15 protein-coding genes are annotated in these 13,537 nt (G+C 42.9%); 5 read left to right on the plus strand and 10 right to left on the minus strand.

Annotation, left to right across the window (positions count from 1 at the left end; genetic code table 11):
• The first annotated feature begins 339 nt into the window (after positions 1-339).
• The 4 genes from L3V30_RS10320 (at position 340) to ttcA (ending at position 3,735) form a co-directional block, all read left to right on the plus strand.
• On the plus strand, positions 340-1,137 hold the full coding sequence (locus L3V30_RS10320; RefSeq protein WP_005396476.1) for a hypothetical protein: 798 nt from the start codon (positions 340-342) through the stop codon (positions 1,135-1,137).
• Positions 1,130-1,966: a glucosaminidase domain-containing protein gene (locus L3V30_RS10325; RefSeq protein WP_031780554.1), complete on the plus strand. Its 837-nt coding sequence runs from the start codon at positions 1,130-1,132 to the stop codon at positions 1,964-1,966. The genes L3V30_RS10320 and L3V30_RS10325 overlap by 8 nt, the downstream gene beginning before the upstream one ends.
• Before the next feature lie 13 nt (positions 1,967-1,979).
• Positions 1,980-2,642: a DUF2987 domain-containing protein gene (locus tag L3V30_RS10330; protein WP_237308863.1), complete on the plus strand. Its 663-nt coding sequence runs from the start codon at positions 1,980-1,982 to the stop codon at positions 2,640-2,642.
• A gap of 199 nt (positions 2,643-2,841) precedes the next feature.
• A complete protein-coding gene (ttcA, locus tag L3V30_RS10335) occupies positions 2,842-3,735 on the plus strand; it encodes a tRNA 2-thiocytidine(32) synthetase TtcA (RefSeq protein WP_005377502.1) in 894 nt (297 codons plus the stop codon).
• Between the two features lie 125 nt (positions 3,736-3,860).
• Here ttcA and uspE read toward each other — a convergent pair whose 3' ends face one another.
• The 10 genes from uspE to ccoN all read right to left on the minus strand — a co-directional run bounded on the left by uspE (position 3,861) and on the right by ccoN (position 12,859).
• Positions 3,861-4,808, minus strand: coding sequence for a universal stress protein UspE (gene uspE, locus L3V30_RS10340; protein WP_053807422.1), 948 nt, complete (start codon positions 4,806-4,808; stop codon positions 3,861-3,863).
• A 180-nt stretch (positions 4,809-4,988) separates the two neighbouring features.
• Positions 4,989-5,735 (minus strand): FNR family transcription factor, encoded by a 747-nt coding sequence (locus tag L3V30_RS10345; RefSeq protein ID WP_005377497.1) that lies wholly within the window; start codon positions 5,733-5,735, stop codon positions 4,989-4,991.
• A gap of 90 nt (positions 5,736-5,825) precedes the next feature.
• Positions 5,826-6,503, minus strand: coding sequence for a sulfite exporter TauE/SafE family protein (locus tag L3V30_RS10350; protein ID WP_006742590.1), 678 nt, complete (start codon positions 6,501-6,503; stop codon positions 5,826-5,828).
• An 8-nt stretch (positions 6,504-6,511) separates the two neighbouring features.
• Positions 6,512-6,676 (minus strand): cbb3-type cytochrome oxidase assembly protein CcoS, encoded by a 165-nt coding sequence (gene ccoS / locus L3V30_RS10355; RefSeq protein ID WP_012841826.1) that lies wholly within the window; start codon positions 6,674-6,676, stop codon positions 6,512-6,514.
• Between the two features lie 15 nt (positions 6,677-6,691).
• Positions 6,692-9,055, minus strand: a complete 2,364-nt coding sequence (locus L3V30_RS10360) for a heavy metal translocating P-type ATPase metal-binding domain-containing protein (protein ID WP_237308864.1) — start codon at positions 9,053-9,055, stop codon at positions 6,692-6,694.
• A gap of 4 nt (positions 9,056-9,059) precedes the next feature.
• Complete coding sequence (locus L3V30_RS10365; RefSeq protein ID WP_046875302.1) at positions 9,060-9,536, minus strand: FixH family protein; 477 nt, start codon at positions 9,534-9,536, stop codon at positions 9,060-9,062.
• 105 nt (positions 9,537-9,641) lie between these two features.
• Positions 9,642-10,616 (minus strand): cytochrome-c oxidase, cbb3-type subunit III, encoded by a 975-nt coding sequence (gene ccoP / locus L3V30_RS10370; RefSeq protein ID WP_005377487.1) that lies wholly within the window; start codon positions 10,614-10,616, stop codon positions 9,642-9,644.
• Entirely contained in the window at positions 10,616-10,789 is a 174-nt protein-coding gene (locus L3V30_RS10375) for a CcoQ/FixQ family Cbb3-type cytochrome c oxidase assembly chaperone (protein WP_237308865.1), read from the minus strand. Before L3V30_RS10375 ends, ccoP begins: the two co-directional genes overlap by 1 nt.
• Before the next feature lie 9 nt (positions 10,790-10,798).
• Positions 10,799-11,419: a cytochrome-c oxidase, cbb3-type subunit II gene (gene ccoO, locus L3V30_RS10380; RefSeq protein ID WP_005377475.1), complete on the minus strand. Its 621-nt coding sequence runs from the start codon at positions 11,417-11,419 to the stop codon at positions 10,799-10,801.
• Between the two features lie 12 nt (positions 11,420-11,431).
• Entirely contained in the window at positions 11,432-12,859 is a 1,428-nt protein-coding gene (ccoN, locus tag L3V30_RS10385) for a cytochrome-c oxidase, cbb3-type subunit I (RefSeq protein WP_005396488.1), read from the minus strand.
• Positions 12,860-13,116: 257 nt separating this feature from the next.
• Between ccoN and L3V30_RS10390 the strand changes: the two genes are divergently transcribed.
• Positions 13,117-13,473, plus strand: coding sequence for a hypothetical protein (locus tag L3V30_RS10390; RefSeq protein WP_104971694.1), 357 nt, complete (start codon positions 13,117-13,119; stop codon positions 13,471-13,473).
• The last annotated feature ends 64 nt before the right edge of the window (positions 13,474-13,537 follow it).

A 13,537-nucleotide genomic window follows, 5' to 3' on the forward strand; every position in this document is an offset into this window, starting at 1 on the left:
CTTTTGAGGCGCGCATCATAATCACCAAAATTGTGAAATTAAAGCATTTTCTTATCTTGAAACAGAAAAAATTTTGCAGGCAAAAGTCATCATTCCTTACCATACTGTTTTTATAAGATTAATTGGCATTTAAACACAGTTTGATAGCACTAGCCTCTGTTCAATAATTGTTTTCAATTTCATAACTTTGAGAGTGGTTAATTATCAACCATACAGTTGAGATTGCAAGGATAGTACGTGAGTTGTGATGTTAGATGTGGAAAGATTTCTTTATAATAACGGCCACATTAATTGACTGGAATTCCAGTGAAAATTTTACAAGTTAATCTTGGATAAACTATGAACGACGATTTTGAGAAAGATTTCAATCTTGGGGGGAGTGTAGAGCGAGCTTTGTCTGGCAACTACGAGCTTAAAGCTGGGGCTGTTTTCAATGAGGCTTGGCGAGCAACCATCCAGCACTTTTTATCCTTTTCTCCTGCTATTATTGTATTGCTTTTTGTCCAGTTAGGTATTTTCTATATCGCGTTACAACTACAGTTGGGTGATCTGACTGTTATTCTTGATGCATTTGAGAATCCAGAATCATTCACTAACGATATTGTGTCTTCTATTTATGTCGCGAACTTTAGTTATGAGGTGATCAGCGCTCCAATTTATGCAGGGATCAGCTTGATGGCCATGAGCCATATCGCGGGCCTAAAGACTAAGTTGCGCCATGTAGGCAAAGGGCTGCAGTTTACTATTCCCGTGATCCTAGCAACGCTGATGAGCCTAATGCTGCAAGGCGTAGTTGGTATGATCTTCCCTCTACTGTCCCTGTATCTTTCTTTAGCGTTTAGTCACTCTATCTTGTTGATTTGTGAAAAAAGAGTGCCACCAATGCAGGCGCTATTGTTATCACTTCGCGCTATTAACAAGAAGATTTTTGTCGTCGCAGGGCTTTACTTAGGCGTGATGTTGATGTTTATTATCGCTGCGATGTTCTACGGTATTGGCTTGATTTTTGTGTTGCCATTCTTCTTTCATTTGAAAGGCATACTCTACCGAGAAATGTTTGGAATTAAGCTCAAGATCGTTGCAACACAGAAAAACGACAATGATCACGATGGTAACTCACAGGTGTTTGATGCCTAATTCTTTAAAATCAATAAGTTTACGAGTGGCGGCTACCTGTATAGCCGCCACTTTCATTTCTATTGGACCGTATTTACACTACGAGCAACAGTTTAAATATGTTGAGAATCCTGATGTGCTGTCCGGGACAATTAAGCATGTCGATTTGTCTCATTTGCCACACATTGGTGATATCCCTGACTTCAACGCAATAAAAGACACCAAAGAGAAAAAAGCGGCGTTTTTTGATTTTTTAAGGCCTAAAATAGCACTTGAGAATCAACGAATTCGCCATGAACGAGCGTTTCTTACTTCTTTAAAGGTGGGACAAATCACTCAAGAGCAAGAAGAGTACGCTCAGCGACTAGCGGCTCTGTATTCTTTGCCTTTGAGCGACAACAAAGTCGATCACGCGTGGTTGGGTGAAATGCTTGTGCGAGTGAATGTCTTACCAGAAGCGCTGGTTCTAACTCAAGCAGCAAATGAATCTGCGTGGGGCACTTCTCGTTTTGCCACTCAAGCGAACAACTTGTTCGGCCAATGGTGTTATAAAAAGGGTTGTGGAATTGTTCCTGCGCAACGTGGCGCAGGCAAAGCTCATGAAGTTGAAAAATTCGATTCTGTACAGCAGTCGGTTCATGGCTACTTTATGAATGTTAATCGAAACCCAGCGTATGCTGAACTGCGTGAAATCAGAGCTTCTCTAGCCGAAAAGAACAAAGACCTGTTATCGGTCGCAACGGCGTCAGAGTTAACTCATGGATTGCTAGCATATTCTGAACGTGGCATTGCTTATGTACACGATCTTCGCGCTATGATTCGTCATAATAACGCCTACTGGACACAATAAAATAACGGATAAAATGAAAAAGTTAAGCCTAAGTCTATTGGGAAGTGCGGCGCTAATTCTTGTATCGCCAATAACCCAAGCTCAAGAGTACATGTTCACGTACTCAAAGTTATACACCCAACTCAAAAACAACAATAAAGAAGGGCATGACAACGTGAAAGTTGGCGTCTTCTTTGTGGACGCAAAAACTAAGCAAATTTGTACAATAGAAAAAGCTTGGATGGAAAAAGAAGAGCACTATGAAGAGTTTGTTATCCCTGCTTCACAAGAGTTGCCTCTGCCAGTCGATAAAAACTTAAAGTCAGCGAATCCGTTGGTTTTTGTCGATACTCCAAAAGATACTCGCTGCGATTACTCACTTGTCGTGATGACCAAAGAACCATTACAGGGTAACGTTTCTTACGAGCAACTTAAGCCTCTTCTACCTCAAATGCAGACGATGCTGGAAGATTTAGGCGGTATGTTTGCGGGTTGGTTTACACCTAAAGTTCAAGGTGTGACGATGGAGTTTGCAAATCAACTGAATGATAAAGTGATTTTCTCAAACGGAACCGAAAAGCCAATTGTCAATGGCAAGATACAAGTCGCACTAAGTGAAATAGGGCAAGGTGGCACAATGACACTACCAGAACCGACGATGCGAGTGCTACCTTATCTGCCTAACGCAAAGAAGTGAACACTGAGAGTTTAGAAAGGGCTGCAATTGCGGCTCTTTTTTCATTTGTGACGGTAACTAAGCTACCTTTCGTGTCCTTTTCTTAATGTCTCAATAAGACAAGCATTTAATCCTGCGTAAAAAGCTCGTATAATCCACGCCCCAAAGAAACCCATGTTAGGAAGTCCTAGTCGATTTATCGGCGATGTGAGAGCCCGCAATGAACCAAATAGATACAAGAAAAGAAACCCTAGAATTCAACAAGCTTCAGAAACGCCTGAGAAGACATGTTGGAAATGCCATTACTGATTACAACATGATCGAAGAAGGCGATGTTGTGATGGCATGTATTAGCGGTGGTAAAGATTCATTCGCGATGCTTGATATCCTGTTGAATCTTCAAAAAGCTGCGCCAATCAAATTTGAAGTGGTTGCGGTAAACCTAGACCAAAAACAACCGGGCTTCCCTGAGCATATTCTGCCTGAGTATTTCGAAACACTGAATATCCCTTACTACATCGTAGATAAGGACACGTATTCAGTCGTAAAAGAGAAGGTGCCAGAAGGCAAAACCACTTGTGGTCTGTGTTCACGCCTACGACGTGGTACGTTGTATTCATTTGCAGAGAAGATTGGTGCAACTAAGCTTGCGCTAGGTCATCACATGGATGACATCGTCGAAACAATGTTCTTGAATATGTTCCACGGCTCTCGCCTTAAAGCGATGCCACCAAAGCTGCGCTCTGATGATGGTCGTAACGTGGTCATTCGTCCATTGACTTACTGTCGTGAAAAAGATCTGATCAAATACGCTGAACACAAGGATTTCCCAATTATTCCGTGTAACCTTTGTGGTTCTCAAGAGAACCTTCAGCGTCAATCTATAAAAGCAATGTTGATTGAATGGGATAAGAAGACGCCAGGGCGTGTGGAAGCGATTTTTAAATCAATTCAAAACGTAAGCCCAAGCCAACTAGCAGACCGCGAATTGTTCGACTTTGTTAACTTACCGCTAGACCGTGAAGGTAACCGCGAAGAGTATGAATTTAATGAGGCTGTCGTTTCTTCGACGAATATTGATGAATCAATGTTTATCGATGTTACGAACATCTAACTCGTAAAAAGGAGGTCAATTAGACCTCCTTTTTTGTATTCAACGCTTTAACTGTCCCCAAACAAAAATCCCCCTTTATTAGGGGGATCTATTAGCGTCTGTTTGAAAGCGCTCATAAAGAGAGATTAGGTTGCTGTGTTTGGATCAAGAGGACTAATGTAGCCTTTTGGTTTTAGAGCCAATACATCGCAATTTATTTTATCGATCACGTGCTCAGCTGTATTACCAATAAAGACAGCAGAAAGCCCGGTTCGCCCTGTAGTGCCTAAAATAACCATTGCAGCATTCAAGCGCTCTGCTGCTGCTGGAATGACATCTTCAGGTAAGCCTTGCTCAACAATCGTTTGCTCTTCATCAAGGCCGTGTTTTTGGCGTAATGCTTTCATCGCAGTTAAGTGATGACCTCGAACGGCATCGGTATAAGTCGTTGGATCAAACTCAGGAAGTTCAATGGTAATGTTCGCCGGTGTAACGGGATACGCATTAACAAGGTATGGTTTGGCATCCAGTCGGGTGGTGACTTCTTTTAGTCGCTCGACCATGGCATCGTTGAGATCAATATGAGTTGGATTTTCAGAGCCTACGTGCACCGAGGCAAGAATGCTTGCTTGTTCTGGCCAATCTGCATTTTTAATCAGAAGTACTGGGATAGGGCATTTACGTAACAAGTGCCAATCGGTCGGAGTGAAAATCACAGATTCTAACACGTCGTGCTTACGTGTGCCTTTAATGACTAGGTCATGGCTGCCTGCATAGACCTCAGCGATAATTGCTTCGTAAGGACGGTTGTGCCAGACGACACATACATCAAAGTCGAAGCCATCGTTTAGATAAGGTTGAGCAATTTTACGCATCCACTGCTCACGTTGATGGATAACACCTCGACGCATAGCATCTCTTTCATCCACTGATAGCATTGACGTCATGTCATAAGAGAAATCGTAAATGGATAAAAAGAAAGTGATTCGGCTTCTAGATACACTTTTTTGAGCTAATTGAACAGCTCTTGCAAGTGCGGGCTGCTCATCATTATTGATGTCAGCTACAACAAGGATCTTACTGTATATACTCATAACTAAGCCCACTTCTATTGCAAAACCAGATACTGAATATAAATTAAATCAGTATTTTGGAGTACTCACCGTACATTTTTACTGTAGCTTAGTTTGGGTAACTTTTTGAGGACTTTCGAAAGGAATTTATGAGAAACATGATGTAGCTCATTTTCGAGCTACATCAATAATTGGGGTGTATTATTCTTTAGTTACACCAGCAAGTTCCATCAATGCATCGTGGTCTAAGATAGTGATATATTTACCTTTTACACTTAGGATCTCGGATTTCTGGAAACGACCCAACAAGCGACTGATTGTTTCCACTGTAAGACCAAGATAGTTACCAATATCACCACGAGTCATCGTTAAACGAAACTCTCTAGGGCTGAAGCCACGTTGAGAAAAACGAGTTGATAGGTTGTATAGGAAAGCCGCTAGACGTTCTTCTGCATTCTTTTTAGAAAGAAGCAAAATCATTTCCTGATCACCTTTAATTTCGTTACTCATCAAACGCATAATTTGCTGGCGAAGCTTAGGCATTTTACCTGATAGGTCGTCTAAAATTTCGTATGGGATTTCACATACCATCGACGTTTCAAGCGCTTGAGCAAAGCTAGGGTGGGAGTCACCTGTAATGGCATCGAAACCAACTAGGTCTCCGGCCAAGTGAAACGCTGTGATTTGCTCATCACCTTGCTCTGTGATCGTATAGCTCTTGATGGTACCAGAGCGGATAGCGTACAGAGATTTTAGCTCGTCACCAGCCTTAAAAAGCTCTTGTCCTTTTTGGATAGGCTTCTTACGTTCGATGATTTGGTCAAGCTGATCAAGTTCTGCCTCATTCAGAGTGAACGGGATACACAGCTGACTAATGCTACAATCTTGGCAATGAATGGCGCAACCGCCTGATTGGATACGCTTTGTTGCAGGTTTTTCAGAAATCATAACAACCTTTCACTATTTGATATACATCAATATTTTAGCATCGCTTAATCCTAAAGGGTAGCAAAAATGTCACCTCAATAGAGTTTAACGTTATATGAAACCGAGTAACTCCATGGCTCCTACAGCAGTGTACGAACCATACCCAATAAGGATTAATGCTGAAATATTTCTAAATATTAACGATTTTTGTAATTTCTGAAAATGGTTGGCACCATATCCAATAATCAGCATTGCCGGAAGTGTTCCGAGGCCAAACGCGAGCATAATAAGACCACCGTTTATTGCGCTGCCTGAAACCGCCGACCAAGTTAGCGCAGAATAAACCAAGCCGCATGGTAACCAGCCCCAAATGAAGCCAAATGGTAAAGCATGAAGAGGGTGCTTTAATGGCAACAAACGCTTACCAGCAGGTGAGATAAAGCGCCAAATGTGCTGTCCTAACTTTTCTATTAACAGTAAACCTTGCCACCATCTAGCAATATAAAGCGCAACCAGAATCATGAACAGTGCGGCAATCAGCCTTAACCAAGCAAGAGAATGCGTTAATCCACTTAGCTCAGATAAACCTGATATTGCTCCGCCTACTAATGCACCGATTACGGCATAGCTGCTCAGTCGCCCTAGGTTGTAGAAGAGTGGAATAAGGGGGGAGCTTTTACTTGTAGAAGAGCCCATGGTAAGCAGAGACGCGATACCACCACACATTCCCATGCAATGACCGGCCCCGACGAGGCCGATCATCAAAGCACCAATAAAGTCAGGAGTCATAAAGGTTGCTATTTTTTATCACTATTAGATTTGTCTTCTTCATCAAGAAGAATGTTATGTCCTTGTCGTTCTAGATCTTCAAACTGATCACTTCTTACTGCCCAAAGAAAAACGGCAACAGCAACACAAACGAGAACGATAGCGATGGGAATCAATATATAAAGACTTTCCATGTTTGCTTTCTCTACTTATTTCTCTTTGAGCAGGCGCAAAGAGTTAGATACAACGATAATTGAGCTTGCAGACATGCCAACTACTGCAATGTAGGGAGCCACTAAACCAGCGACAGCTAAAGGCAAAATTAACAGGTTGTAACCCAAAGACCAAGCCAAGTTTTCTCGAATAATCTTTCTTGTACGCAGTGCAAGCAAACGTGCCTCTAGTAGCTTTTCGAGATTATCCCCAAGTAACGTCATATCTGCAGATGCTTTAGCGACATCCGTACCACCGCCCATTGCAACAGAAAGATGAGCTCCGGCGAGAGTAGGTGCGTCATTGATGCCATCGCCAACCATCATTGTGATACTGTCTTCATCAAGACTCTTAAGGTACGCGAGTTTGTCTTCTGGTTTTGCTGACGCAACGACGTGATCGATACCAATTTCATTCGCTACAGGTCGAGCGTTTGAGAGAGAGTCACCTGTTAGCAGCGTTGTCTTAATTCCAGCGTCAGCAAAACGTTGAACAAAGGCTGTGCTTTCTTTTCGGATAGGGTCGCGGTAGTAAAAGCTAGCGACATGCTCGCCATCAACTGAAAGATAGACCGCATGGCTTTCATCGCTTTCCTTGCCTTGAACAAAAACCGCACTGCCTATCTTAACGATTTTGCCATTCCAGATCCCCTCAATCCCTGAACCAATCACGTTTTGCACTTCATACACAACAAAGTCGTCATTGGCGTAACTTGCAAAAGAGCGAGCGATAGGATGGTTTGCATGAGCTTCTAATGCTGCGGCTAGAGAGAGACAATCTTCTTTTGGAAGATCACTCAACACTTTTGTATCGCAGATCTCAATATCGCCTTTCGTCAGAGTACCTGTTTTATCTACAACTAAGTGGTTGATCTTACATAGCGTCTCGAACACATGACCTTTACGAAGCAAAATGCCAAAGTTTCCCATACGAGAGGTAGCACAAGTTAGAGCAGTTGGAGTCGCAAGAGATAGGGCACATGGACAGGTGGCTACCAATACGGATAGCATGATCCAAAACGCATCATCTGGTTTTGTTTGATGCCAGTAAAACCAAGTACCAGCAGAAATAATAAGAATTGCTCCAACAAAGTAACGAGCAACAACGTCTGCAATTTCTGCGATTTTAGGTTTGGAGTGTTGAGCTTCATCTTGTAAACGCACGATATTGGAAATCATTGAGTCGGCTTTGGAACTCATGACCTCTAGCTCAAATGACTCATCACCGTTTAGTGTTCCTGCATAAACCGCATCGCCTTCTCGTTTCACAACATGTACGGATTCACCCGTTAGCATGGATTCATCAATATGAATACGACCCGAAATAACTTTGCCGTCAGCTGGGATATGTTCACCAGGAAGGACGCGAATACGATCACCAACTTTTAGAGTTTTCACTGGTATTTGCTCGCCATCCAGCGTCGTGGCGATCGCTGGGATCAACTTTAATAGGTTACCACTCGCCGCTGCGGCTTTGCGACGCGCTCGCATCTCTAAAAATCGTCCAACCAATAGGAAGAAAGTGAACATTGAAATCGATTCGAAGAAGACTTCGCCCTGTTCTGTAACGGTTGCTATTAAGCTGGCTACATAGGCAAAAATAAGTGCAATCGAGACAGGCACATCCATACCGAGGGTTCGGCCTTTGATGCTTCGCCACGCATTTAAGTAAAACGGAAGAGCAGAGTAGAGTAGGACTGGCGTAGCAAAGATCAAACTTACCCAACGAAAGTAATTTTTAAACTCCGGTTCTAGGTCACCAAAAACTTCTAGGTACAATGCGACGGCTAGCATCATAACTTGCATGGTAGCTAAACCAGCAATACCTAATCTGTATAAGTATTGCTTCATCATTCGATGATAAGAGGCTTCTTGCTTATCAGCTTCAAATGGTGCGGCTTTATAACCCAATTTATGAATGACAGATAGGAGCTCACTTAATCGCACCTGAGTTTTGTCCCAGGCTAGTAATGCGCGGTTAGTGGTTGTATTCACGCGGATAGACACTAACCCAGCCGTATTAGAGACTTGCTTTTCGATTAACCACGCACAAGCTGCACATGAAACGCCTTCTAAAGAAAGAGTTACTTCAGAGACATTTTCACGATTTCGCACAAATTCTGATTGTACATCTTCATTATCATAATGAATTAAAGCTTGGAGTTGCTCTGGTACTAAATCTGCTTTTTCCGCAGGCGCAGTTCTATATTGATAGTAGGATACTAAGCCGCTGTCTACGATGGTTTGAGCAACCGTCTCGCAGCCAGGACAACACATCTTGCGGGATTCACCGAGTATATCAACTTTAAAATCCGTGTTGGCTGGTACATCTTCACCACAGTGATAACAGGATTCACACATATGCTTACTTCATTAACGGTGTTGACGAGGCAGGAAATTCAACTTTACCTTGGATCATCCATTGTTGGTCATGTGGTTGTAGTTCGATAAACCAAGGACCTTGAATAGATTCTTCTGCCGTTAGGCGGTAATTACCAGATGCATCCGCCGTTACGAGCTTTGTAAAGTCACGATCAGGAAGAGTACGATGAGTGAAAGTGGCCGTTAGAGCAGGGTAATGAGATAGCTTCCCTTTAGCGAAAACAATCACAACATTGTTATTTTCAGAAGAAATCTCTGCGTTAAGACCTAGGTCACGAGCGACATTCATTTTACTAATGTCGATGTTAATGCCTTTGCCTTTTTTATAGTAATCCTCGGCGACTAAAGAAACAGAGTTGTTCGAGAAAACGACCACAGTAATCACAGTCCAAACTACGACAGTAAGAGGAAGGATGATTAGGAACCACGGCCAAAATTGTTTATACCAAGGCTTTACCATAAAAAAGTTCTCAACAGCTAAATGAAAAAATGTAAGGCGTTAAATTTAAAGGAAAGACAGCCCCTATGAAAGGGGCTGTTATTGCTATGTTACTTAATATCTCAGTTACTTACTCTCTGAGTTACTTAAGCTCCAGACATAAGAGGCAACGAGCTGAACTTTATCTTCACCCAAAATGTCTTTCCACGCGGGCATTACACCTGAGCGGCCGTTCATTACGGTTTCGGTTACAGCTGCACGAGAGTCGCCAAATAGCCAATCTTGGTCTGTAAGATCAGGTGCACCGACTGCAGGGTTACCCTTACCATCAGTACCGTGACAAGCTGCACACACGACGAAACGTGCTTTACCTGCCGCTGCTTCACGAGCATTCACTTTACGACCAGATAGGCTAAGTGTGTAGCTTACAACTTCTTGCACACCTTGCTCACCAAGCGCATCTTTCCATGCTGGCATTTGACCAATACGGCCATGCATGATGGTTGTTACGATTGCAGCTGGTTCACCGCCGTATAGCCATGCATCATCAGTTAGGTTAGGGAAACCTTTCTGACCACGAGCATCAGAGCCGTGACATTGAGAACAGTTTTGCAAAAACAAACGTTGGCCAACTTTTAATGCTTCAGGATCTTGCGCAATTTCAGGAATTGGGCGTAGACCACTGTCATTGTGCGCGAGTTTACGGAATGCTTCGCCGAAGTAAGCGTCGGCATCATCCAGTTCTTTTGCATATTGGTTTAGTTGCTTGTTCTCTTGTGCTGCAGCGATGGCTTCTTTTGACTCTTCTAGTGAGCGAACGGTTTGAGCCGAACTCTGCCAGTTTAAAAAGCCCTTGAAGCTACCTAGACCTGGGAATAGGGCAAGGTAAACTGCTGCGAACACAAATGTGCTTACAAACAGGTAAGTCCACCACTTTGGTAGAGGGTTGTTTAGCTCGCGAATACCATCGTACTCGTGGCCCATGTCTTCCCCTTCCTCGACGCCCATTTTATCTTTAGCGCACCAAGTCAGGAGAATCGCACAGCCTACCAGCGTACCGACAGTAATCACGATAATCCAGAGACTCCAGAATGTAGTCATTACTTCTTCACTCCTTGGTTATTTGGGGTCGTTTGTTCTTCGTCAGCAAACACCAAGTTGGCATCTTCTTCAAAGCGTGCTTTACGCTTTTTACTAAATGCCCACCATACGATGCAGATAAAACTAGCGAAGAGTACAACGGTATAAATACTATGAATTGTACCGAAATCCATATGATCCCCTTACTTCATTGCATGACCAAGAGACTGAAGGTAAGCGATGATTGCATCCATCTCTGTTTTACCTTCTACTTCTTTAGCCGAATTCGCGATCTCTTCATCAGTGTATGGAACACCGAACTGATCACGAAATAGCTCAAGTTTCTTCTGAGTTAGCTTACCGTCTAAAACGTTTTCAGCTAACCACGGGAAACCTGGCATGTTTGACTCAGGCACAAGCTCACGAGGATCTAGTAGGTGAACGCGGTGCCATTCATCAGAATAACGACCACCAACACGAGCTAAATCCGGACCTGTACGCTTAGAGCCCCAAAGGAATGGGTGTTCCCAAACACTCTCACCAGCAACAGAGTAGTGACCGTAACGTTCAGTCTCTGAGCGGAAAGGACGAACCATCTGGCTGTGACAAACGTTACAACCTTCACGGATGTAGATGTCACGACCTTCCATCTCCAGAGGAGTGTAAGCACGCAGATTCTCTACAGGTTCAGTCGTTTGCTTTTGGAAAATCAGAGGAGTGATCTCTACAAGAGCACCCCAGCTGATAGCAAACACGATAAAAATAGCCAACAAACCGACATTACGTTCTAAGATTTCGTGGCGATTATTAGAATTATTACTCATTCTTAAATCTCCTTATGCCGGATGTGGGATAGCTTTTAGGCTTTCTTTTGGTGCACTTACCGTTTTGTACGTGTTGTATGCCATTAGGAACATACCAGATAGGAAGATAAATCCACCTAAGAAACGTACAAAGTAGAACGGATAAGACGCTTCTACAGACTCAACAAAGCTGTAAGTTAGCGTACCGTCAGAGTTAACCGCGCGCCACATCAGACCTTGCATTACACCAGAGATCCACATCGCAACGATGTAAAGAACGGTACCGATTGTTGCTAGCCAGAAATGCACATTCACGAGACCAACAGAGTACATACGCTCTTGGCCAAATAGGCGAGGTACTAAGTGATATACAGAGCCGATAGAAACCATCGCAACCCAACCTAACGCGCCAGAGTGAACGTGACCAATGGTCCAGTCTGTGTAGTGAGAAAGTGCGTTAACTGTCTTAATCGACATCATTGGACCTTCAAAGGTAGACATACCGTAGAATGACAAAGAAACGATTAGGAAACGTAGGATAGGGTCATAACGAAGCTTATGCCATGCACCAGATAACGTCATAATACCGTTGATCATACCACCCCAAGAAGGAGCAAATAGAACCAGCGACATCACCATACCTAGAGACTGAGTCCAGTCCGGTAGCGCTGTATAGTGAAGGTGGTGAGGGCCTGCCCAAATATATAGAGAAATAAGCGCCCAGAAGTGAACGATAGATAGACGGTAAGAATAAACAGGACGTTCAGCTTGTTTAGGAACGAAGTAGTACATCATGCCTAGGAAACCAGCGGTGAGTAGGAAACCTACCGCATTGTGTCCATACCACCACTGAACCATCGCATCCACTGCGCCTGAGTAAATCGAGTAAGATTTACCAAGTGACACAGGAATAGCCATGCTGTTCACGATGTGAAGTACTGCTACTGTGATAATAAAGGCACCGAAGAACCAGTTTGCCACATAAATATGTGACGTGTTTCGCTTCACCAGTGTGCCGAAGAACACCACCGCATATGATACCCATACTAGCGCAATTGCGATATCAATAGGCCATTCTAGCTCAGCATACTCTTTACCCGATGTTAAACCGAGAGGCAAAGTAATGGCTGCTGCCAGGATGATTGCTTGCCAACCCCAAAAGGTGAAGGCAACGAGTGGGCCACCAAAAAGACGTGTTTGACATGTACGCTGTACAACATAATAAGACGTTGCGAACAGAGCACTTGTACCAAACGCAAAAATTACCGCATTAGTATGCAGTGGACGTAAGCGACTGTACGTCAACCACGGCGTATCAAAGTTTAGCTGTGGCCAAACTAATTGAGCGGCAATCAAAACACCAACAGCCATACCAACTATGCCCCATAAAATGGTCACAAGGGTAAATTGGCGAACGACTGTATAGTTGTAGTTTTGTTCAAGCTGCTTTACTTGGCTCATTTGCATGCTTCCAATTTCTAATTAACTACACTTTTACTTCCAACACGACTTGCGTCGTAACACCACCCAAGTAAACTCTAGAATTCAAGTGTTATCATCACCTTATTTCCATTGCTGACTTTAATAAAAAGTGGCATTTTCAGCGTGACACTATACTTGAATTAACAATTCAATGACAGGGTAGTAACCTTACTGGCCCCCTGGAAATCATTTTTTATTTAAAAAGTTTGAAGTTTGTAACAAGGATATTAGTAATTATGCCTGCACAAAAGTTAACAAAGGCGCGACTTGCACAAATCTTAATCATGCTCAGTGTGTTAATAGGCGCATTTTTCTGGCGTACCTTTACACACGAGAGCGTTACTAGCATTGACTGTTCACAAAAAGAACGATGCGATGTAACAATTGAAGGTGAAATAATCACAATTAATCGTGACTCAACGGGAATTTCGCTCGAAACGATAAAAAGTAGCACTCTAAAAATTGATCCAAATCAATCTGGCGAATTTATCAATCTCGATCGAGAGCATAAGAAAATAGAATGGGACACAATACCTGAATCAAAAAAAATCACCTTTAAAAAAGGCGAAAACATTGTTGTAGTTCAATTATAAATACGATCTGTCACGAGATAATCGCAACTTCTTAATGAAATTTTCACCTTCTTACCTAGAGAAA

Origin of the sequence: Vibrio sp. A1-1 (assembly GCF_021728175.1) — a bacterium.
Classification (GTDB): domain Bacteria; phylum Pseudomonadota; class Gammaproteobacteria; order Enterobacterales; family Vibrionaceae; genus Vibrio; species Vibrio diabolicus.

Bases quoted from the DNA above. Each gene is read 5' to 3' on its own strand.
- L3V30_RS10320 (WP_005396476.1), top strand. From the start codon at position 340: ATGAACGACGATTTTGAGAAAGATTTCAATCTTGGGGGGAGTGTAGAG.
- L3V30_RS10325 (WP_031780554.1), top strand. From the start codon at position 1,130: ATGCCTAATTCTTTAAAATCAATAAGTTTACGAGTGGCGGCTACCTGT.
- L3V30_RS10330 (WP_237308863.1), top strand. From the start codon at position 1,980: ATGAAAAAGTTAAGCCTAAGTCTATTGGGAAGTGCGGCGCTAATTCTT.
- ttcA (WP_005377502.1), top strand. From the start codon at position 2,842: ATGAACCAAATAGATACAAGAAAAGAAACCCTAGAATTCAACAAGCTT.
- uspE (WP_053807422.1), bottom strand. From the start codon at position 4,808: ATGAGTATATACAGTAAGATCCTTGTTGTAGCTGACATCAATAATGAT.
- L3V30_RS10345 (WP_005377497.1), bottom strand. From the start codon at position 5,735: ATGATTTCTGAAAAACCTGCAACAAAGCGTATCCAATCAGGCGGTTGC.
- L3V30_RS10350 (WP_006742590.1), bottom strand. From the start codon at position 6,503: ATGACTCCTGACTTTATTGGTGCTTTGATGATCGGCCTCGTCGGGGCC.
- ccoS (WP_012841826.1), bottom strand. From the start codon at position 6,676: ATGGAAAGTCTTTATATATTGATTCCCATCGCTATCGTTCTCGTTTGT.
- L3V30_RS10360 (WP_237308864.1), bottom strand. From the start codon at position 9,055: ATGTGTGAATCCTGTTATCACTGTGGTGAAGATGTACCAGCCAACACG.
- L3V30_RS10365 (WP_046875302.1), bottom strand. From the start codon at position 9,536: ATGGTAAAGCCTTGGTATAAACAATTTTGGCCGTGGTTCCTAATCATC.
- ccoP (WP_005377487.1), bottom strand. From the start codon at position 10,616: ATGACTACATTCTGGAGTCTCTGGATTATCGTGATTACTGTCGGTACG.
- L3V30_RS10375 (WP_237308865.1), bottom strand. From the start codon at position 10,789: ATGGATTTCGGTACAATTCATAGTATTTATACCGTTGTACTCTTCGCT.
- ccoO (WP_005377475.1), bottom strand. From the start codon at position 11,419: ATGAGTAATAATTCTAATAATCGCCACGAAATCTTAGAACGTAATGTC.
- ccoN (WP_005396488.1), bottom strand. From the start codon at position 12,859: ATGAGCCAAGTAAAGCAGCTTGAACAAAACTACAACTATACAGTCGTT.
- L3V30_RS10390 (WP_104971694.1), top strand. From the start codon at position 13,117: ATGCCTGCACAAAAGTTAACAAAGGCGCGACTTGCACAAATCTTAATC.